Annotated in this window: 17 protein-coding genes; 12 read left to right on the plus strand and 5 right to left on the minus strand. The window is 65.1% G+C overall.

What is annotated here, in order from left to right; translation table 11 throughout:
* The first annotated feature begins 9 nt into the window (after positions 1-9).
* Complete coding sequence (locus tag ACQR2C_RS15660; protein WP_316215912.1) at positions 10-1,503, plus strand: HWE histidine kinase domain-containing protein; 1,494 nt, start codon at positions 10-12, stop codon at positions 1,501-1,503.
* Positions 1,504-1,517: 14 nt separating this feature from the next.
* Here ACQR2C_RS15660 and ACQR2C_RS15665 read toward each other — a convergent pair whose 3' ends face one another.
* Both ACQR2C_RS15665 and ACQR2C_RS15670 read right to left on the minus strand, forming a co-directional pair.
* Positions 1,518-3,800: an FdhF/YdeP family oxidoreductase gene (locus ACQR2C_RS15665; RefSeq protein ID WP_434881564.1), complete on the minus strand. Its 2,283-nt coding sequence runs from the start codon at positions 3,798-3,800 to the stop codon at positions 1,518-1,520.
* 288 nt (positions 3,801-4,088) lie between these two features.
* The gene (locus tag ACQR2C_RS15670; protein ID WP_434881565.1) at positions 4,089-4,649 is read right to left on the minus strand and encodes a type 1 glutamine amidotransferase domain-containing protein; all 561 of its coding nucleotides are present in this window, start codon (positions 4,647-4,649) and stop codon (positions 4,089-4,091) included.
* A gap of 166 nt (positions 4,650-4,815) precedes the next feature.
* Here ACQR2C_RS15670 and ACQR2C_RS15675 point away from each other — a divergent pair, with 166 nt between their 5' ends.
* Positions 4,816-5,172 (plus strand): hypothetical protein, encoded by a 357-nt coding sequence (locus tag ACQR2C_RS15675; protein ID WP_434881596.1) that lies wholly within the window; start codon positions 4,816-4,818, stop codon positions 5,170-5,172.
* Positions 5,173-5,252: 80 nt separating this feature from the next.
* On the opposite strand, the gene ACQR2C_RS15680 is transcribed toward ACQR2C_RS15675, so the two are convergent.
* A complete protein-coding gene (locus tag ACQR2C_RS15680; protein WP_315799892.1) occupies positions 5,253-5,486 on the minus strand; it encodes a hypothetical protein in 234 nt (77 codons plus the stop codon).
* 95 nt (positions 5,487-5,581) lie between these two features.
* On the opposite strand from ACQR2C_RS15680, the gene ACQR2C_RS15685 reads away from it, so the two are divergent.
* Both ACQR2C_RS15685 and ACQR2C_RS15690 read left to right on the plus strand, forming a co-directional pair.
* Entirely contained in the window at positions 5,582-5,773 is a 192-nt protein-coding gene (locus tag ACQR2C_RS15685; protein WP_315799891.1) for a DUF3072 domain-containing protein, read from the plus strand.
* Between the two features lie 131 nt (positions 5,774-5,904).
* Positions 5,905-6,192 (plus strand): hypothetical protein, encoded by a 288-nt coding sequence (locus tag ACQR2C_RS15690; RefSeq protein ID WP_315799890.1) that lies wholly within the window; start codon positions 5,905-5,907, stop codon positions 6,190-6,192.
* Between the two features lie 21 nt (positions 6,193-6,213).
* Here the strand turns inward: ACQR2C_RS15690 and ACQR2C_RS15695 are convergent, their stop codons facing one another.
* Positions 6,214-7,581: a glycoside hydrolase family 3 N-terminal domain-containing protein gene (locus tag ACQR2C_RS15695; RefSeq protein ID WP_434881566.1), complete on the minus strand. Its 1,368-nt coding sequence runs from the start codon at positions 7,579-7,581 to the stop codon at positions 6,214-6,216.
* 213 nt (positions 7,582-7,794) lie between these two features.
* Here ACQR2C_RS15695 and ACQR2C_RS15700 point away from each other — a divergent pair, with 213 nt between their 5' ends.
* The 7 genes from ACQR2C_RS15700 to ACQR2C_RS15730 all read left to right on the plus strand — a co-directional run bounded on the left by ACQR2C_RS15700 (position 7,795) and on the right by ACQR2C_RS15730 (position 16,962).
* Entirely contained in the window at positions 7,795-9,273 is a 1,479-nt protein-coding gene (locus tag ACQR2C_RS15700; RefSeq protein WP_434881567.1) for a DUF4153 domain-containing protein, read from the plus strand.
* A gap of 23 nt (positions 9,274-9,296) precedes the next feature.
* On the plus strand, positions 9,297-9,998 hold the full coding sequence (locus ACQR2C_RS15705) for a response regulator transcription factor (protein ID WP_315799887.1): 702 nt from the start codon (positions 9,297-9,299) through the stop codon (positions 9,996-9,998).
* Positions 9,995-11,608 (plus strand): HAMP domain-containing sensor histidine kinase, encoded by a 1,614-nt coding sequence (locus ACQR2C_RS15710; RefSeq protein ID WP_434881568.1) that lies wholly within the window; start codon positions 9,995-9,997, stop codon positions 11,606-11,608. The genes ACQR2C_RS15705 and ACQR2C_RS15710 overlap by 4 nt, the downstream gene beginning before the upstream one ends.
* 276 nt (positions 11,609-11,884) lie before the next feature.
* A complete protein-coding gene (locus tag ACQR2C_RS15715; RefSeq protein ID WP_434881569.1) occupies positions 11,885-13,501 on the plus strand; it encodes an ABC transporter substrate-binding protein in 1,617 nt (538 codons plus the stop codon).
* A gap of 24 nt (positions 13,502-13,525) precedes the next feature.
* Positions 13,526-14,503 carry an ABC transporter permease gene (locus ACQR2C_RS15720; RefSeq protein WP_434881570.1) on the plus strand — a complete coding sequence of 326 codons (978 nt, stop codon included), beginning with the start codon at positions 13,526-13,528 and terminating at the stop codon, positions 14,501-14,503.
* Between the two features lie 3 nt (positions 14,504-14,506).
* Positions 14,507-15,337: an ABC transporter permease gene (locus ACQR2C_RS15725; protein WP_315799883.1), complete on the plus strand. Its 831-nt coding sequence runs from the start codon at positions 14,507-14,509 to the stop codon at positions 15,335-15,337.
* Entirely contained in the window at positions 15,334-16,962 is a 1,629-nt protein-coding gene (locus ACQR2C_RS15730; protein ID WP_434881571.1) for an ABC transporter ATP-binding protein, read from the plus strand. Before ACQR2C_RS15725 ends, ACQR2C_RS15730 begins: the two co-directional genes overlap by 4 nt.
* On the opposite strand, the gene ACQR2C_RS15735 is transcribed toward ACQR2C_RS15730, so the two are convergent.
* A complete protein-coding gene (locus ACQR2C_RS15735; protein ID WP_434881572.1) occupies positions 16,959-18,269 on the minus strand; it encodes an NAD(P)/FAD-dependent oxidoreductase in 1,311 nt (436 codons plus the stop codon). The genes ACQR2C_RS15730 and ACQR2C_RS15735 overlap by 4 nt on opposite strands.
* 150 nt (positions 18,270-18,419) lie before the next feature.
* Between ACQR2C_RS15735 and ACQR2C_RS15740 the strand changes: the two genes are divergently transcribed.
* On the plus strand, positions 18,420-19,277 hold the full coding sequence (locus tag ACQR2C_RS15740; protein WP_434881573.1) for a VOC family protein: 858 nt from the start codon (positions 18,420-18,422) through the stop codon (positions 19,275-19,277).
* Positions 19,278-19,304 lie beyond the last annotated feature (27 nt).

Raw genomic sequence — 19,304 nt, forward strand, 5'->3', positions numbered from 1 at the left:
CTCATCATGATGGAACATGCGAAGGTCAACATCCTCCTGGTCGACGATCAGCCGGCGAAGCTGCTGGCCTACGAGGTCATCCTGAAGGAACTCGGCGAAAACCTCGTAGTCGCCACCTCTGGTCGCGAGGCGCTCGAAATTCTGTTGAAGAACGAGATCGCCGTGATCCTCGTCGACGTCTGCATGCCTGAGCTCGACGGCTTCGAGCTGGCGCAGATGATCCGTGAGCATCCGAGGTTCCAGAAGATTGCGATCATCTTCATCTCCGCCATCCAGGTAAGCGACTTCGATCGCCTGCGTGGTTATGAGATGGGCGCCGTCGATTACGTGCCGGTTCCCGTCGTGCCGGAGGTGCTGCGCGCCAAAATCAAGGTCTTTGCCGAGCTCTATCGCAAGACACGCGAGCTCGAACATCTGAACCTTGAGCTGGAGGACCGGGTACGGGCTCGCACGGCCGAGCTTGAGCGATCAACAGCAAAGCTCGTCGAGAGCGAGCAGCGTCGGAGCATGGCGATCGCGGCCGGCCGGATGGGCTCATGGGACTGGGACGGTGTCAATGGCGACTGGATGTGGGACGAGGGCCAGTACCGCATCTTCGGCGTCACGCCGCAGAACTTCGAGCTGAACACCGTGAACATCATGGCGCTGCTGCACCGGGAGGATGCCGAGCGCGCCCGCCAGGTGGTCGCGGAATTCAGCCGTGGCACGGCTTCGTATGAGGCTGAGTTCCGGATCAACCGGCCCGATGGCGAAGAGCGGTGGTGCGTTGGAACGGCCGCGGCGACCACCGACAGGACTGGCCGCGTGATCCGCGTCAGCGGGGTCACGATCGACATCACCGAGCGCAAGCGCGCCGAGGAACGCCAGAACCTGCTGACCCGCGAGGTGGATCATCGTGCCAAGAATGCGCTGACCTTGGCCCAGTCGATCGTGCGGCTCACCAAGGCGGACAGCGTGAAGACCTATGTCAACGCGGTAGAGGGGCGCATCAGCGCACTGGCCCGCGTTCACACCATCCTCTCGCTATCAAGCTGGGAAGGTGCGAAGATAAGCAGGTTGGTGGCCGAAGAACTTGCACCCTATGCACCGGGCGGCCAGGTCGCCTTTGACGGTGCCGAGCTGCAACTCGAGCCTGCGACCGCACAGACGCTGGCGTTGGCGCTGCACGAGCTGGTGACAAACTCGGCCAAATACGGCGCGCTGTCGGTCCGCTCCGGACATCTCTCGGTCAAATGGACCATCGAGGATGAGCGCCTGGATCTGATCTGGATTGAAACCGGCGGTCCCTTGGTGCGCGCACCGACCTCGCGCGGCTTCGGCACGCGCAGCCTGATGGCCAGTGTGGAAAGCCAGCTCGGTGGGCGCGCCTCCTTCGACTGGCGTCCAGAGGGATTGGTGTGCCGGCTGGTCGTCCCGCTCCGCCCCGGCGCGACCCCGCCGGAGATCACGAGCCCTTGCGCAACGGCGGCTCCGGACGACGCACGACAACGGGCTGCGGGCTGACCGCCCCGGGTAGCTCAGGCCATGTCGCGCGAGATCCGGACCGGGATCGACTTGGCGGCGGGCACCTTGCTGCCCTCCGCATAGTGCCATAGCGGAATCAATCCGTTGCATTCGGGGTAGTAGGCCGCAACGCTGTAACGCGGAATGTCGAACGCCACTGCCTGGAGCCCGCCCAGCGAGCGCTCCACGCCGTCATCGGCCTCGGTCGAGAGCCGAACCGGTTCGCCCTGCTTGATGCCCAGATCAGCCATGTCGCTCGCGTTCATGAAGACGATCTGACGGCCACCGGTGACGCCGCGAAAACGGTCGTCCTCGTTGTAGATGGTGGTGTTGAACTGGCCGTCGGCGCGCAAGGTCATCAGCTGAAACACGCCGTTGCCTTCCTCTGGCGGATTGAGCGCCGCCCTGGGCACGGTGAAGTTCGCCTTGCCGGTCGGTGTCTTCCATTTGCGTTCGCGGGCGCCAAGCGGCCGCGGAAAGCCGCCGGGCTCAAACAGGCGCTTATTGAAATCTTTGAACTGCTCGGGATAGGTCCGCTCGATCGCGTCTCTGACGCGCGCGTAGTCGCCAACCCAGGCATCCCAGTCGACGCGCGGATTTGGCTTCAGGGTGGCCTTGGCGAGACCGGCGACAATGGCTGGTTCGGACAACAAGGTCTCGGCGACGGGTTGGCGCTGCCCGCGCGAGCCGTGAATGCAGGTGGTGGAGTCCTCCATCGAGACCGCCTGATCTCCGCTGGCCTGCCGGTCGATTTCGATGCGGCCGAGGCACGGCAGCAGATAGGTCACCTCGCCTGCGACGATGTGGCTGCGATTGAGCTTGGTTGCGATCTGCACAGACAGCCGCAGCTTCGACCACGCCGGCTCCATCAGCGAACGTTCCGGGACGGCGCGCAGGAAGTTGCCGCCGAGACTGATGAAGCCCTTCACGTCGCCCTTGATGATGCCCTGGCAGGCATCCACCGTGCTGAGACCGTCCCATCGCGGCGGCTCGAAGGAATAGAGATCGGCCAGTTTGTCGAGTGGCACCAGCTTGGTCTTCTCGGAGATTCCCACGGTGCGCTGACCCTGCACGTTGGAATGGCCGCGGACAGGCGAGATGCCGGCCCCGGGCTTGCCGATATTGCCGCGCAACAGCAGGAGATTCACGATCATCTTGGCCGTCTCGACGCCATGCCGATGCTGCGTAATTCCCATGCCGTAATTGGCGATCACGGCGTGCGAGTTCGCGTAGACCTTGGCAGCCTCCAGGATGGCGGCGCGCTCGAGGCCGGAAGACCGCTCGATATCGCTCCACGACGCCTGCCGGCAGAAGGTCGCAAAGGCCTCGAAGCCGGACGTGTGCTGCTCGATGAAGACGACATCCAGCACACGCGGGCTCTTCGTGGCGACCGCCGCGTCATCCGCCTCGATGACCGCCTTGCACAATCCGAGCAGCGTCGCCCCATCTCCGCCGACGCGCAATTGATGATATTGCGTGCTGATCCGCGTCCCGCCGGTCAGCACCATCTGAATCGGGTTCTGCGGATCGGTGAAGCGCTCCAGCCCCCGCTCACGCAGCGGGTTGAAGGTGATGATGGGTACGCCGCGTTGCGCCGCCCGCTGCAACGGATGCAGCATGCGCGGCGAGTTCGTCGTCGTGTTCTGGCCGAAGAAAAATATGCAATCCGCTTTGTCGAAATCCTCCAGCAGCACCGTGCCGACGGGCACGCCGATCACCTCAGGCAGCGCTACCGACGTCGACTCGTGGCACATGTTGGAGCTGTCGGGAAAATTGTTGGTGCCGTACATCCGGCCGAACAGCTGATACATGTAGCTCGTCTCGAGCGAGGCCCGGCCCGACGTGTACATCACGACCGACCGTGGATCGAGCTTGTTCAACTCCGCCCCGATGTCGCGGAAGGCCTCGTCCCAGCTCACGGCAACATAGCGATCCGCCGCAGCGTCGTAGCGCATGGGATGAGCGAGACGCCCCTGCTCTTCGAGCTGATGATCCGACCAGCCTCGCAACTCTGTCAGACTGTGCCGAGCAAAGAACTCCGGTCCGACGGTCTTGCCGGTGATTTCCCACGCGGTCGCCTTGGCGCCATTCTCGCAAAATTCGAACGGGTGCGGCTTTGCCGGCTTGGCCCAAGAGCAGCTGACGCACATGAAGCCGCCCGGCTTGTTCTGTTTCAGCAGGATCTCGCTGCCGAGCAGCGTCACCTCCTCCTGCGTGAGGATGCTCGCGACCGCGTGCACCGACCCCCAACCGCCAGCCGGAGATTTGTAGTCCTGGATTTTTGCCTTCTCGCTCACGACGCATCTCCGCGGCCTGGCCAAAAGCGGCAAACCCGGGATGAGCAGCGAAGTTCCGATTCCTCACTGAACCTTGCGAGGCTATCATCGAAGTCACGCGGGCGAAGGGCCGAACATAGGAATTAGGAACGACCCAGCCCGCCGCGAGTCATGTCCGTGCCTCTGGCGGCGTTCCCCCATCTCGCTGGAGGCACTCCGTGTGGACTGCGGCCCAGCGTTCGACCCCTCGGGCGCTGGGCCTGTCCCTCCTGAGGTAGCCGGGATTTCTCCCGGCTTCCGATCTCAGCTTCAAGCCGCGCTGCGCTTGAGATGGCGGCCTTCCCTGACCTCCTCGATGATCTTGGCGCTGAAGGCTTCCAGATCGCCGGGATTGCGCGAGGTGATCACGCCTTGATCGACGACGACCTCCGCGTCCTGCCACTGCGCGCCGGCATTGGCAACGTCCGTCTTGATCGATTTGTACGACGTCATTTTGCGCCCCTTGGCGATGCCGGTCTCGATCAGGAGCCACGGCGCATGACAGACCGCCGCGACGATCTTCTTGGCTTCGAAGATCTCCTTGATGAACCGCAGCGCCTTCGGCTCGAGCCGCAACAGATCCGGATTGATCTGGCCGCCCGGCAGCACGACGGCGTCGTAGTTCGCAGCAGAAGCCTGGTCCAACGTCTTGTCGACCTTGACGGGCCGTCCCCAGTCCTTCTCATTCCATCCCTTGATCTCGCCCGGCGCGAGCGAGACGATCTCGACGGTCGCGCCCGCCTGCTTGAGGCGATCGCGGGGCACTTCGAGCTCGGATTGCTCGAACCCGTTGGTTGCGAGGATCGCGATCTTCTTTCCCTTGATATCCATTGAACTCTCCTGGCCATTCGCACCGCGGGCAACCTCCCGCTGGCAGGCATGTTCCACCTGGAAAGCGCGAGGACCGTCACAACTGGTCAATCGCTTGACGCTCTCCCGGGGGGTGGAACCAGCCCGCACGTGCCGCAGTTTGTTGGACGTCCCTGCCTTGAAATGGATGGGCGGCGTCGGGCGGCACGGCATCGCTGCGTCGGCGGATCGCAATCTGGAGGCGCTCGTGCCCTACGCATTGTTTGAGAATGACGAACAGATGACCCGCCCGTTTCGCACCGAGCGCGAGGTCTGGGAGGCCGCGGAACAGGCCGATCTCATCACGTTCGGCACGCATGGCGAGAAAATTCTGGACAACAATTTCGAGATCAAATCATGCGAGGCCACTCCGGAAGAGCTGACGGCCGTACCGCCGGACATCGTATTGCCCGAAGCTCACACGCCCCATGTTGGCGAGGGGCACGGGACCGCCGACCTACCTTTGCCCTCGCTGCCCAAGTCAAGGACGCGGACCTCCTCATGACCGGGCGCGGACCCGCATGGCCCGTCTCGGCGAGCTGAATACCGACGAGCAGCGGATCGCTCGACCTTGTCGCCGGAATGTCATGCGTGCCGGGCCCCTCTCTGCCTGGGAGGCAGCCTGCTCGCCTCTTCCAGCTTGAGCTGCTCGCGTTGTTGCCGCAGTCCCTCGAGCGTTCCCAGCATCCGCTGCAACAGCGCTTCGGCCGCCGCCGCCGGCACGCCGGCCCGCCGCAGTTGCACGATTTCGCGACGCTGCCGCCCGACCTGAAGGCGCAGACGGTCGATTTCGGCTCGAACCAGATCGAGATCGCGCATGGAGCCCCCCTCAGACGATGATCATTACACCATAGAACAAAATGGGAACATTCTGCAAGCTGGCGCATTGAGCCCGCCAAGAACGGCAGAGCCCCATGGCTGAACGGCTGCAGAAAGAACCCGAGGACTGGGGTTCCGGAGCCGATCCGATGACCGATGCCCACGCGTCCTGCTTGAAGACGCTCAGCGAGCAGGCCGGTCGCCCTGCCCCCACGCAAGCGGAGATGACGAAGGCTGAAGCGTCCGAACTGATCGATGAGATGAGACGCGCCGCGAGGTTGGATTGAGCTGGCCAAGTTCAAGTCATCGAGACGATGAATCGGCAGATCGGTATTCCGATGTTGCCGATGCCGGGCCTAGGCTGTCGCGAATCAGAAATCGGTCGTTTAGTCTTCGCGGCATTTCGCGGGAGTCCACCATGGTTGCGGACAGTGACAGCAAGGTTGCCTGGCATCGCGCCCAGCTCAAAAAGAATCGTGCTGCCTTGAAGCAGATTGAGACGGCGCGGTTCACGGTGGGCGAGAGCGCCGATGCGAAGGCGCTCGAACACACCAAGCGGCAGGTCGCGGAACTCCAGCTCAAGATACGCGAGTCCGAGCACCTCATTGCCCAGCACGACAAACAAGTACGACGCCCGCTGGCGACCGACCTGAGAAGCCTCTCGAACGTCGCCTGGCGCAACTGGACCGGCAACGGCCCGCGCTGAGGACTCGCGCTGTCCTGCCCTTCAGTCGACGATTTTCTGATGCTCGGCTCCAGTCTCTTGCAGAACCGTGGACACATTCGACGGCTCTGATCTGTCAACCGCCGGCGCCCAGCGCTTCAGCCGCTCATCGCTTCGGCTGAGGGCATCGAGGTCGATGCGTCCTTGCGCCAGAGCCTCCTTGGCGCAGGCCAGCACGCGATGAAACTGGGTGCCGTCATAGGCCACCAGCAACAGATCGGCACCGCCGTTCAGAGCCTCCACGACAGCTTTGCAGAGATCGCGGCCGTAGATCGCCCCCATCACGAGATCATCCGTCACAATCACACCCTGATAGTTCCAGCGGCCGCGAATGAGTCCCTCGAGCACGGCTTTGGAATGTGAGGCAGGCCGCTCCGGATCGACCGCATCGACCGTCACGTGACCGACCATCATCGCCGCGTGCGAGCCCTGCAGCACCTGTCGAAATGGCCGCCAATCCGACCGTTCCAGGACATCTGCCGGTGTGCCGAGCTGTGCCGAGAAATGATGCGTATCGGCTGCGACGCGACCCAGACCAGGGAAATGCTTGATGGCCGCGCGGACACCGCTAGCTTCCAGGCCACGGACGTAGCCGAGCGCAATGTCGCCAACCACCGCAGGATCGTTGGAGATCGCGCGGCGGCCGATCAAGGTGTGAAAGTCCAGTCGGTTGCGTGTCCAGCTCGGGCGAAGGTCGACGACAGGCGCCAGGTTGAAGGTGATGCCGGCAGCCGCGAGCGCCTCACCTTGGGCGCGCCCCATCGCGAACGCATCCTGCGCGCGCCGCGAGGCCGGCAGATCGGCCAGCGTGGCGAGGCCGGGCATGTTCGGCAGTGTCGGAGACAGGTGCGCGACGGAGCCTCCCTCCTGATCCGCCGCGACCAGCAGGGACGGCAGCCCGGCACTCCGGCGCGCGTCCTGCAACCGCGCGATCTCGGCACGGAGTTGCGGCTCGGTCCGGCCACGGACGTTGTGGTGAGTGACATAGACTCCCGCGATCAACCCCTGCCGCGCCAACGCGGCTGCGTCGCCCACGGCCGTGTAGCCGACGATGAAATGCCGGCCGAGCAGACGCGCCACGTCCGGGGGCGTTCGGAACGTCTCGTACTTGCGCCAGGCAAACATGAACTGCGTCGACGTCAGCATGATCAGCGGAACGCACCATGCCAGCACGAGCGCGCGTCCGGCGGCCCCCTGCCGCCACCGGCCGCCGAGCATCAGCAGCAGCGGGACAGCAAGCCCGATGAGGAGCAGGGCCACATGGCCGCTGCCCCGTAGCCGAACCAGATAGGGCTCGTTGCTGTTCAGCGTGACGAAAATGAAGAGCAGAGCAAGGATCCAGAGAACCGCGGTCCTGATACGTCCAAGCATGTGTGCAGCCGATCATCCCAGGGGAAAGACGGCCATTGCGTAACAATCACGTTTCGCCCGCGCCAGCAGCAGAATCGCGTCTGCACCAAATCTGCAAACAAATCCTGAAATGCTGCAGATCCCCTCGTGAGCCGCTGCATAGGCAGGCGTCATGCTGGGCTCATCGGCTTGTGCCTTCCGGCCCGAGCGATGACCCAAACCAAGGATTCCTCCATGACCACCCTTGCCGAGCCGACGGCTGCACCCGTCGCGCCCGATTCCATGTGGCTCAAATTCGCCATCGCTGCAGGCCTCGTCGGCCTCGCCGATCCGCTGCTGTACGACGGCCGGCCGATTGGCCTGGCATTCCCGCTGTTTTTCGCCGCGCTCGCCTCCGCCAGCGTTCTTGCCAACCTCGCCAAGACCAATCGAGGCCGTCTGGTCGGAGCCGCAGTTCTCTTCGGTGCCGGCCTGGCTCCCGCCATCGAGGAACTGAACCTGCTTTCTTTTCCTGTCCTGCTGCTCACGACGCTGTCGGCCGTCGCGCTGGCGACCAACCGATCCGCGCGCGGCTTCCGGCTTCCGCTGACCGCCGCACGGCAATTGCTGCTCATCGGACCGTTTCGGCTGATACCGGATGCGATCGTGACGCTACGCACGAACATGGTCATGCGAACTCTCCTTGTCTGGAGCATCCCGCTGGCACTCGGTTGCGTGTTCCTGGCTCTGTTCGCGGTAGCCAATCCGGTCATTGAGCGCTGGTTCGCCGTCCTCAGTCCCGAGCACGTCGCCTCCCAACTCACGATGGGGCGCGCGATCTTCTGGCTCGTCACGTTGTCCATGGTCTGGCCATTCATCAATCTTCGCTGGCGCGAGCGGACCAAGACTTGGAGCCCGCCGATCGAAGGCGAGCCCGATCAGCCGTCACTCCTGGCGACCGTGCTCGGCCCTGAAACGGTGCTTCGGGCGCTGATCCTGTTCAACATCCTGTTTGCTCTCCAGACGGCGCTCGACGGCGCCTATCTGTGGGGACATGCCGCGCTTCCGGACGGCATGACCTATGCGGCCTATGCGCACCGGGGCGCCTATCCCTTGATCGTCACGGCGCTGCTCGCGGCGGCCTTCGTCATCGTCGCCGTCCGCTCCGAGACCACGGCAAACGAGTCGCGATTGGTCCGGCCGCTGGTCTATCTCTGGGTGGCACAGAACGTGATGCTGGTCGTATCCTCGATCCAACGGCTTCACATGTATATCGAGACTTATGCTCTGACCTATTGGCGGATCGCGGCCTTGATATGGATGATCCTGGTTGCGATCGGCCTGATCCTCATCGTGCTCAGGATCGCTCTCGCCAAGTCCAACGCGTGGCTCGTCCGCATGAACATCCTGGTGCTCTCGGCGACCATTTACGGCTGTGCACTGATCAATTTCGACCGGCCGATCGCAGACTTCAATGTCTCCCATAGTCGTGAGGCGGGGCAGAGCGGCCCTCTCATCGACGGCTCCTATCTCGTCTGGCTCGGGCCAGAGGCGCTGCCGGCCATCGAGCGGGCGATGCTGTTGCGACCGACGGACCGGGGACTGGCGAGCGACCGCGATCGGCTCCTCGCGCAACAGCAAAGCAGCATGGCGTCCTGGCGATCCTGGAGTTTTCGCGGCTGGCGCCTGCAGCGCTATCTCGATACACATCCCGTGTCGCAGAAACCAAGCTGATGCCTCGCCGCGGAGGAAAGCACGTGTCTCCCCGAATCCTCATCGTCGACGACGACCCGCATATCCGCGAGGTCCTGCGCGTGGCCTTGAGCAAGGCCGGCATGGCGGTGAAGGAAGCCGCCGACGGCCGCGCCGCGCTGGCCAGGTTCGCCGAAGACCGTCCGGACCTGATCGTGCTCGACGTCGGCATGCCGGAGTACGACGGCCTCGAGGTCTGCCGGCGGATTCGCCGGACCTCGCAGGTGCCGATCCTGTTCCTGTCGGCGCGCGACGAGGAGATCGACCGTATTCTCGGGCTCGAGATCGGCGGCGACGACTACGTGACCAAGCCGTTCAGTCCGCGCGAGCTCGTCGCCCGCGTCAACGTCATTCTCCGCAGGGTCTCATCCGGTGGGGCGGATCGTGCGCCCGAACCGGAGGAGCTGGCGCATGGCAGGCTTCGTCTCGACCCGCAGCAGCATCTGGCGCGCTTCGGCGACGCGCCGCTGACACTTACCGCCCTGGAATTCAGCATCCTGCGCACGCTGATGACGCGCCCTGCCGTCGTGTTCAGCCGCGAGCAGATCATGAGCGCCGCCTATCAGCTCAACATCCAGGTTTCCGACCGCACCATCGACAGCCACATCCGCAACATCAGGGCCAAGCTGGCAGCCGCGCATTGCGAGGACGCCATCGAGACGGTGCATGGCGTCGGCTTCCGGCTCGGCCGCTGCGGCGCCCCATGATCGCGCCCAAGCCCAAGGCAAAATGGCGGCCGTCGCTGGGACAGATCGTCTTCGGCGTTCTGGCGCTGGTCGGCACCTTGCCGCTGGTCGGGCTGTTCTTCTTTCGCATCTATGACAACCAGCTGATCCGCCAGACCCAGGCGGAGCTGATCGCGCAGAGCCGCGTGCTGGCGGCGGTCTTTGCCGAGGAGGTTTCCGCGCGCCTTGCCGCCGGCGTGCCGCTCGGCGCCGAGATCCCGCCCGAGTCACGTCCGGATGCCTCCGACGAGGTGACGCCGATTCGCCCCCTGCTCGATCTCCTGGCCAACGATCTGTTCGTCCGCCGGCCCGACGCACGCGATGCGGTCCATCCTGCGGATCCGGCCTACGTCGCGATCGGCGCGCGCCTGCTGCCGATCGTCAGGGAGACGCAGAAGGTCACCTTGGCCGGGTATCGCGTGCTCGATCCCCAGGGCGTCGTGATCGCCGGCCGCGACGAGATGGGCAAATCCCTCGCCCATATCGACGAGGTGGCCGCCGCCCTGAAGGGACGCTACAGCGCCGCGCTCCGCATCCGCATTCCCGACAAGGCCCCACCACCGATCTATTCGATCAGCCGCGGCGTCGGCGTCCATGTGTTCTCGGCCATGCCCGTGATCGTCGACGATCACGTCGCCGGGGTCATCTATACCTCGCGCACGCCGCGCAACATCTTCGAGCATCTCTATCAGGAGCGCGGCAAGTTCATCGCGGCCGGCTCCACCATTGTCCTCACGACGCTGCTGGTCGGCCTCATCGTGGCGCGCACGATCACGCGCCCGATGCGCGAGCTGGTCGATCGCGCCGGCCGGATCGGACGCAACGATCCCGCAGGCTTCCGTCCGCTCGCCCATTACGGCACCCGCGACTTCGCGGAGCTCGCCGAGCACTTCTTCGCCATGGCCGAGCAACTGGCGCAACGCTCCAACTACATCAGGAGCTTTTCCGCGCATCTGACCCACGAACTCAAATCACCGCTCACCTCGATCAAGGGCGCAGCCGAGCTGCTGCTCGACTCTCTGGCCAGCCCTTCTGAGACCTTGACGCACGCCGAGCAGGAGACGTTCCTCTCCAACATCCTTGGCGACGCCGACCGCCTCGCGGCACTGGCCCAGCGCTTGCGCGAGCTGGCACGGGCGGAGACGGTGTCGGCGGTCGAGGCCGGTAGCATCGCCGAGGCCGTCGGCACGCTGCGATCGCGTTTCCCGTCGGTTGTCATCGAGACATCAGGGCCGGTCGAACGTAGCACGACATTGCCGAACGAAACCGTGCTCATCGTGCTCACGCATCTCGTCGACAACGCCGTCCGGCATGGCGCCCTGCGCATCCGCCTCGAGGCCGGGGAGAGCAAGGAGATGCTGATCGTCATCGCCAGCAATGACGGCGATCCGATCTCGCCTGACAACCGCGACCGCATCTTCGACGCCTTCTTCACGACCCGGCGCGACAGCGGCGGTACCGGCATGGGGCTGGCGATCGTGCGCGCCATCGTGGCAAACCATGGCGGCGAGATCTCGCTGCAGCCGGGCGAGACCGGTGTCGCATTCGTGCTGCGGCTACCGATCGAATGCAAACGCGGGACGCCGACTTAAGATAGCGTGCTCTCTGCGGTGCCACTTCAAAGTTGCTTCCGGTCGCTCAATCGCCGCCGGCAATCCCCACCACATTCAGGGCCTTGTCGACGAAGGTCTTCTCCCATTCGTTCGTATACGAGCAATGTATGCCACGGTGCCGCCGGCTGCATGGGCCGCACGAGAATGCCGCAGAACTGCATGGCAATTCGCAAATGACTTGGACCCGCGATCCGCGTAATCTTCGCCCCGATTGCACCATCGGCCAGCGTCCCGCTTGGCCTTCGGGAGACCTTGATGAATTCGAGCCGTTTCGAGATCAGCCGCCGGACCGCCCTCCTGACCTCCGCTGCCATCGCAGCGAACGTGGTCAATCCATTCCGCGCCTTCGCCCAGGAGACGCCGCGCAAGGGTGGCGTGTTCAACGTTCACTACGGCGCCGAGCAGCGCCAGCTCAATCCGAGCCTCCAGGCTTCGACCGGTGTCTACATCATCGGCGGCAAGATCCAGGAGAACCTCGTCGACCTCGACGCCAATGGCCAGCCGGTCGGCGTGCTGGCCGAGAGCTGGGAGGCGACGCCGGACGGCAAGACCGTCACTTTCAAGCTGCGCAAGGGCATCACCTGGCATGACGGCAAGCCGTTCACGTCGGAGGACGTTGCCTTCACCGCGATGAACATGTGGAAGAAGATCCTCAACTACGGATCGACCCTGCAGTTGTTCCTGACTGCGGTCGACACGCCAGATTCGCAAACCGCGATCTTCCGCTACGAGCGGCCGATGCCGCTCAACCTGCTGCTGCGCGCCCTGCCCGATCTCGGCTACGTCTCGGCCAAGCACATCTACGAGAGCGGCGACATCAGGCAGAACCCCGCCAACCTCGCCCCCATCGGCACTGGTCCGTTCAAATTCGTGAAGTACGAGCGCGGCCAGTATATCATCGCCGAGCGCAATGCCGACTACTGGCGGCCGAACGCACCCTATCTCGACCGCATCGTGTGGAAGGTGATTACCGACCGTGCCGCGGCGGCGGCGCAGATGGAGGCTGGCGAGCTGCACTACAGCCCGTTCTCGGGCCTGACGATCTCCGACATGGCGCGGCTCGGCAAGGACAAGCGTTTCATCGTGTCCACCAAGGGCAATGAGGGCAACGCGCGCACCAACACGCTCGAGTTCAACGTCCGCCGCAAGGAGCTGGCGGACGTGAAGGTCCGCCGTGCCATCGCGCATGCGATCAACGTTCCCTTCTTCATCGAGAACTTCCTCGGCGATTTCGCCAAGCTGGGCACCGGTCCGATCCCGTCGACCTCGACCGACTTCTACCCCGGCGCCAATACGCCGCAATATCCCTACGACAAGGCCAAGGCGGCGGCGCTCCTGGACGAAGCCGGCTACAAGCCCGGCGCCGGCGGAACCCGCTTCTCGCTGCGGCTGCTGCCTGCGCCGTGGGGTGAGGACATCTCGCTGTGGTCGACCTTCCTTCAGCAGTCGCTGGGCGAGGTCGGCATCGCGATCGAGATCGTGCGCAACGATGGCGGCGGCTTTCTCAAGCAGGTCTATGACGAGCACGCCTTCGATCTCGCGACCGGCTGGCACCAGTACCGCAACGACCCCGCGGTTTCGACCACGGTCTGGTATCGCTCCGGCCAGCCCAAGGGCGCGCCGTGGACCAACCAGTGGGGTTGGGACGATCCCAAGATCGACAAGATCATTGATGACGCGGCGACCGAGGTCGATCCGGCCAAGCGCAAGGCGCTCTATGCCGATTTCGTGCGCGAGGCCAATACCGAGCTGCCGGTGTGGATGCCGATCGAGCAGATCTTCGTCACCGTGATCACGGCCAAGGCGCGCAACCACTCGAACACGCCGCGCTGGGGATCGTCGAGCTGGCACGATCTGTGGCTTTCCGCCTGAGCCGGAATCCGTCAGGATGAGGCCATGCGCATCTTGAGCCTTGCGGGGCGGCGGCTCGCCGCCTCGATCCCCACCCTGTTCCTGATCCTGATCGGCGTCTTCCTGCTGCTGCAACTCGCGCCCGGCGATACGGTCGACGCGATGATGGCGCAGATGGGCGGCGGCGATGCCGCCACCGCTCGCGAGTTGCGTCGCTTCTATGGACTGGACCTGTCGGTCCCGATGCAACTCGCCAATTATCTGTGGCGGCTGGTGCGTCTCGATCTCGGGTTCTCCGCGATCTACGGCAAGCCCGTCGCTGCCGTGATCCTGGAGCGGCTGCCACCGACGCTGCTGCTGATGACATCGGCGCTGTCCTTTGCCTTCTTCTTCGGTCTTGTTTTCGGGGTGATCGCCGCGCGCGGCGTCAACCGCTGGCCGGATACGCTGATCTCCACGGTGGGCCTGATCTTCTATGCCACCCCGTCGTTCTGGTTCGGACTGATGGCCATCGTCGTGTTCTCGATCTACCTGCAGTGGCTGCCCGCCGGCGGCTTCGAGGATATCGGCGCGGTCACGACCGGCGTCTGGCGCGTGCTCGATATCGCACGACACTTGGTGTTGCCGTCCTTTACACTCGGCCTGATCTTCCTCGCCATCTATCTCCGCATCATGCGCGCCTCCATGCTCGAGGTCCTGAACCTCGATTTCGTCCGCACCGCGCGCGCCAAGGGCCTCGACGAGACCCGCATCGTCACCCGCCACGTGCTGCGCAACGCGCTGCTGCCGATGGTGACGCTGATCGGACTCCAGGCCGGCACGATGCTCGGCGGCTCCGTGGTGGTCGAGACGGTGTTCTCGCTGCCCGGCCTCGGACGTCTCGCTTATGAGTCGGTCGTCCAGCGCGACCTCAACACCCTGCTCGGCATCGTCTTCGTCTCGGCGCTGCTCGTGATCGCCGTCAACTTCGTGACCGATCTGCTTTACGCGCGGCTCGATCCGCGCATCACGGCGGAGAGCTAGCGCATGGACGCGGTCAAACGCTATTTCCGCAGTCCCGCTGCCGTCCTGGGCCTCGTGCTCCTGCTGATCGTCATCGGCATGGCGCTCAGCGCCGGCTATTTCTATCCACGCGATCCGCTCGCGCTCGCCGGCCGGCCCCTGATCTGGCCGCTCGCCAATCCGCGCTTCCTGCTCGGCACCGACAATTCCGGCCGCGACATCGCCGCCCAGATCTTCTACGGCGCCCGCATCTCGCTCCTGATCGGCGGCGTCGCCACGCTCATTGCCGTGGCGATCGGCGTGTTGGTCGGTGCGCTCGCGGGCTACTACGGCGGCTGGGTCGACAACATCCTGATGCGCATCACCGAAGCCTTCCAGACGCTGCCGAACTTCGTCCTGCTGCTGGTCCTGGTCGCGGTGTTCGGCTCGACTTTGACGACGGTGACGATTGCCGTCGGCATCGTCTCCTGGCCGGCACCGGCCCGGCTGACACGGGCGGAGTTCCTGTCGCTGCGGAGCCGCGAATTCGTCCAGGCCGGCCGCACCCTCGGCATGCGCGACACCCAGCTGATCCTGCGCGAGATCCTGCCGAACGCGCTGCCGCCGGTGATCGTCTATGCCGGTGTCGTGATGGCGGTCGCGATCCTCTTGGAGAGCGCGCTCGCCTTCCTACGGCTGTCCGACGCCAATGTCGCCTCCTGGGGCAACCTGATCGGGCTCGGGCGCGACGTGCTGCGCGTGCAGTGGTACGTCTCCGCGATCCCGGGCGTCGCCATTCTCGTCACTGTGCTCGCGGTGTCGCTGGTCGGCCAGGGGCTCAATGACGCACTGAATCCCCGGCTGAAACAGCGATGAGTCCCGCACAGCCCATTCTGACCGTCGACCGCCTCAGCGTGCGTTTGCCGAAGGGCGCCGACCGCACGCATGCGATCTCCGAGGTCTCGCTTTCGGTCGCCGAGAACGAAATCGTCTGCATCGTCGGAGAATCCGGCTCCGGCAAGTCGATGATGGCCAATGCCATCATGCGGCTGCTGCCGGACGGTGTGGGCACCGACGGCGGACGCATCCTGTTTGCCGGGCGCGATCTCTGCACCGCCACGGCGGCAGAGATGCGCAGCATGCGTGGCGCCGAGGTCGCGATGGTGTTCCAGGAGCCGATGACCGCGCTCAATCCGTTGCGCACGATCGGCGACCAGATCGGCGAGGTGCTGGACATCCATACCGATCTGTCGAAAGCCGAGATCAAATCGCGCGTGCTGTCGCTCCTGTCCGACGTCAACATTCCCGATCCGCCGCGCGCGGCGAAGGCCTATCCGCACGAGCTGTCCGGCGGCCAGCGCCAGCGCGCCATGATCGCCATGGCCTTGGCGCTTGATCCGAAGCTGCTGATCGCCGACGAGCCGACGACGGCGCTCGACGTCACGACGCAGGCCCAGATCCTCAAGCTCATCCGAGAGCTGCAGCAGCGGCGCAGGACGGCGGTGCTGTTCATCACGCATGACTTCGGGGTCGTCGCCGAGATCGCCGACCGCGTCGTCGTGATGCAACATGGCAGCGTCGTCGAACAGGGCGCGGCGGCGGATGTCCTGCAACGGCCGCAGCATGACTACACCAGGCAACTGATCGCCGCGGTGCCGCCGGTAGCAGCGCCCCCGGCACGCAAGCTGTCGGACCGGATGATCCTCACCATCTCCGGTGTCTCGAAGACCTATCGCACCGGCGGCTTCCTCGGCCGCGGCGAGCGCACTACCCATGCAATCAGGGACGTTTCGCTTTCACTGCCGAAGGGGGCAACGCTCGGCATCGTCGGCGAGTCCGGCTCCGGCAAATCCACCCTCGCCCGCTGCATCATTCGCCTGATCGATCCCGACACAGGAACGATCCTGCTCGACGGCGAGGACTGGGCACGCCTCTCGCGCAGCGAGGTCAGAAACAGAACCCAGCAGATGCAGATGGTGTTTCAGGACCCGTTCGCCTCGTTGAATCCGCGGCGCAAGGCGGTCGAGCTGGTGGCGCAGGGACCGATCGTGCACGGCACCGCGCGAGCGCAGGCGCTGACCGAGGCGCGCGAGCTGTTCAGCCTGGTGGGGCTCGACCCGTCCGCCGCCGACCGCTTTCCGCATGAGTTCTCCGGAGGTCAGCGCCAGCGCATCGGGCTTGCGCGTGCGCTGGCGCTGAAGCCCAAGGTGCTGGTCGCGGACGAGCCGGTGTCCGCGCTCGACGTCTCCGTTCAGGCGCAGGTGTTGAAGCTGCTGACCAGCCTGCGCGAACGGCTCGACCTGTCGATCATCTTCATCACGCACGACCTGCGGGTCGCAGCCCAGATCTGCGATCTGGTCGCGGTCATGAAGGACGGCGTCGTCGTCGAGCATGGGCCCACGCACGACGTGTTCGGCAACCCGCAGCATCCGTATACGCAGGCTCTGCTCGAGGCCATTCCGGGCGGCGACTTCGCCCGGACCGAACGTCCCACGTCTTAGCCGATCTCACGCGCGTCGCGGTATCGGTACAAGAGCAGCATCAGCGGCGCGAACGGACGCAGCAGGGCGTGCGCCGGAATGGTGACCGGCTCCGTGAACGGCAGCGCCAGCTCGTTCACCGACACGCCGCGCACCGCTTTCGCAAGCTCCGCACCGAGGGGGATCGTGAGCGCGACCGCCCGGCCGTTGCAGCCGGTCCAGCCATAGGCATCAGGACCGAGGCGATGAATCCGCGGCATGTAGTCCGTGGTCATGCCGACATAGCCGTTCCAGACGTAGTCGAACCTGACCTCGCCGATCTGCGGCCACAGGCGCTGCAGGCGTTCGGCGACCCGCGCCTTCAGCCGCTCGGCCTTGTTGCCGGGGCCGATCACGGCGCCGCCGGTGACCAGTCGGTTGCGGGCGTCGTAACGCGCAAAATAGAGTTCGCCATGGGTATCGGACATCGCCTGCCGCGCCGGGATGATGGTCTTGCGGACATTGTCCGACAGCGGCTGCGTCGCCATCTGCCACGACAGCACGGGCATCACCTCGTGCGCGATATCCGGTGCGAGCGCCTTGGAGAACTCGCCGCTATAGGCATTGCTCGCCAGCACCAGCGCGCGCGCCGACACCTCGCCTTGCGCGGTGCGGACGATCCAACGATTCCCGCGCCGCTCGAAATCGATCGCCGGCGAGCGCGCATAGATGCGGCCCCCCAGGCTCAGCACGGTTCGCGCCAGCCCGCGCGCGAGCGCCAGCGGATTGATGTGACCGCCGGTCCTGTTCCAGAAGCCCCCATACCATGCATCCGAGCCGAGCATGTCGCGCGTCTGGTCGCGTGACAGCAGCTCGACTTCCGCGCCGAACTTCGACCACTGCTTGAACCTGCGCTCGGCGATCTTGATGCGGCCGGGCGTATGCACCGGCTGGACCCAGCCGGCCTGCTCATGCTCGGCGTCGATGCCGTAGCGCCTGACGGTCTCGAACAGCGCTGAGGCACTGTCGCGCAGCATCGCAACGAAGCGCTCGCCGGCGGCGCCGTGACGGGCGATGAGATCCTCGGGATCCGGGCGCGACAGTGTCGGGATCACCTGGCCGTTGTTCCGACCCGAGGCGCCCCAGCCCGGCTCCATGGCTTCGACGATCGCGACATCGACACCGGCCTCGCGCAGATGCAGCGCCGTCGACAATCCGGTGAAGCCGCCGCCGATGATCACGACATCGGCCTGCACACTGCCCTGAAGCTCGGACAGGTCAGGTCCAGACGGGGTCTGCGCAGCCCACAGGGACGGCGGCCATTGAACGTTTTCCATCGTCATGCTCATCGTGAACAGCTCATCCCTGCTGATCAACCGCCCTCCAGGAAGACGGTCTTGCCTTGCGCCGAGCGCCCATCCGCGCCGGTTGCGGCGCATAGGTCGATTGGGCATAGTTCGGCCGCCAATATGCCAACTTCGCTGCAAGGAGACAAACGCGTGGCCCTCAAGAATGTCATCGGTATCGATCACGCGGTCGTCGTGGTGAAGGATCTCGACGCCGCGGCGGAGACCTGGAGGCGGCTGGGCTTCACGCTGTCTCCGCGCGGCACGCACAGCGCCAAGATGGGGTCCGGCAATTACACCATCATGCTCGATCCTGATTACATCGAGCTGCTCGGCATCCTCGCCGAGACGGACCACAACGTTCCGACCCGCAATTTCCTCGCCCAGCGCGGCGAAGGCATCGAGCGCATCGCCTTCACCGCGATCGACTCGGCGGCCGGCGCCGAGGAAATCCGCGCCAAGGGTTTTGAGCCGATTGGCCCGATCGATTTCGAACGGCCGGTGCCCCTGCCCGACGGCTCCATCTCGGCAGCGAAATTCCGGGTGTTTCAATGGCCGGTCGCGGAGGCTCCGGGCGGCCTGCGCATCTTCGCATGCCAGCACAAGACGCGCGAAACAGTCTGGATTCCTGAATTGATGCGCCATGCCAACGCCGCCAAGCAGCTGAAGCAGGCCCTGATCGTGACGCCGGATCCGACCAAGGACGCAGCCCATCTGTCGCGCCTGATCGATCGCGACGGGCGAGCCGAGGCCGACGGCGCCGTGACCGTGACCTCGGGCGGCGATCGCGCCGATTTCGTGTTCTTGACCCGGGAGCAGCTCGCAGCGCGTTATCCCGGCGTGTCGCTCGCCGGCCTGCCGGAGCGCGGCGGCGCCGGCCTGGTGCTGGCTTCACATGATCTCGCAACGACGGAAAAGGCGCTTGGCGCGGCGGCGGTGCGCAGCGGCGCGAGCCTCGTTGTTCCGCCGGCGTCAGCGACGGGCACCCTGCTCAGCTTCGTGGCCGGCTAGACTTTCGCGAGGCGGCCACGGGCCGTG

This window comes from Bradyrhizobium sp. HKCCYLRH3061 (genome assembly GCF_051168015.1).
GTDB lineage: Bacteria > Pseudomonadota > Alphaproteobacteria > Rhizobiales > Xanthobacteraceae > Bradyrhizobium.

Bases quoted from the DNA above. Each gene is read 5' to 3' on its own strand.
- ACQR2C_RS15730 (WP_434881571.1), top strand. From the start codon at position 15,334: ATGAGTCCCGCACAGCCCATTCTGACCGTCGACCGCCTCAGCGTGCGT.
- ACQR2C_RS15675 (WP_434881596.1), top strand. From the start codon at position 4,816: ATGGGCGGCGTCGGGCGGCACGGCATCGCTGCGTCGGCGGATCGCAAT.
- ACQR2C_RS15670 (WP_434881565.1), bottom strand. From the start codon at position 4,649: ATGGATATCAAGGGAAAGAAGATCGCGATCCTCGCAACCAACGGGTTC.
- ACQR2C_RS15710 (WP_434881568.1), top strand. From the start codon at position 9,995: ATGATCGCGCCCAAGCCCAAGGCAAAATGGCGGCCGTCGCTGGGACAG.
- ACQR2C_RS15685 (WP_315799891.1), top strand. From the start codon at position 5,582: ATGGCTGAACGGCTGCAGAAAGAACCCGAGGACTGGGGTTCCGGAGCC.
- ACQR2C_RS15690 (WP_315799890.1), top strand. From the start codon at position 5,905: ATGGTTGCGGACAGTGACAGCAAGGTTGCCTGGCATCGCGCCCAGCTC.
- ACQR2C_RS15680 (WP_315799892.1), bottom strand. From the start codon at position 5,486: ATGCGCGATCTCGATCTGGTTCGAGCCGAAATCGACCGTCTGCGCCTT.
- ACQR2C_RS15660 (WP_316215912.1), top strand. From the start codon at position 10: ATGGAACATGCGAAGGTCAACATCCTCCTGGTCGACGATCAGCCGGCG.
- ACQR2C_RS15720 (WP_434881570.1), top strand. From the start codon at position 13,526: ATGCGCATCTTGAGCCTTGCGGGGCGGCGGCTCGCCGCCTCGATCCCC.
- ACQR2C_RS15725 (WP_315799883.1), top strand. From the start codon at position 14,507: ATGGACGCGGTCAAACGCTATTTCCGCAGTCCCGCTGCCGTCCTGGGC.
- ACQR2C_RS15695 (WP_434881566.1), bottom strand. From the start codon at position 7,581: ATGCTTGGACGTATCAGGACCGCGGTTCTCTGGATCCTTGCTCTGCTC.
- ACQR2C_RS15700 (WP_434881567.1), top strand. From the start codon at position 7,795: ATGACCACCCTTGCCGAGCCGACGGCTGCACCCGTCGCGCCCGATTCC.
- ACQR2C_RS15735 (WP_434881572.1), bottom strand. From the start codon at position 18,269: ATGAGCATGACGATGGAAAACGTTCAATGGCCGCCGTCCCTGTGGGCT.
- ACQR2C_RS15715 (WP_434881569.1), top strand. From the start codon at position 11,885: ATGAATTCGAGCCGTTTCGAGATCAGCCGCCGGACCGCCCTCCTGACC.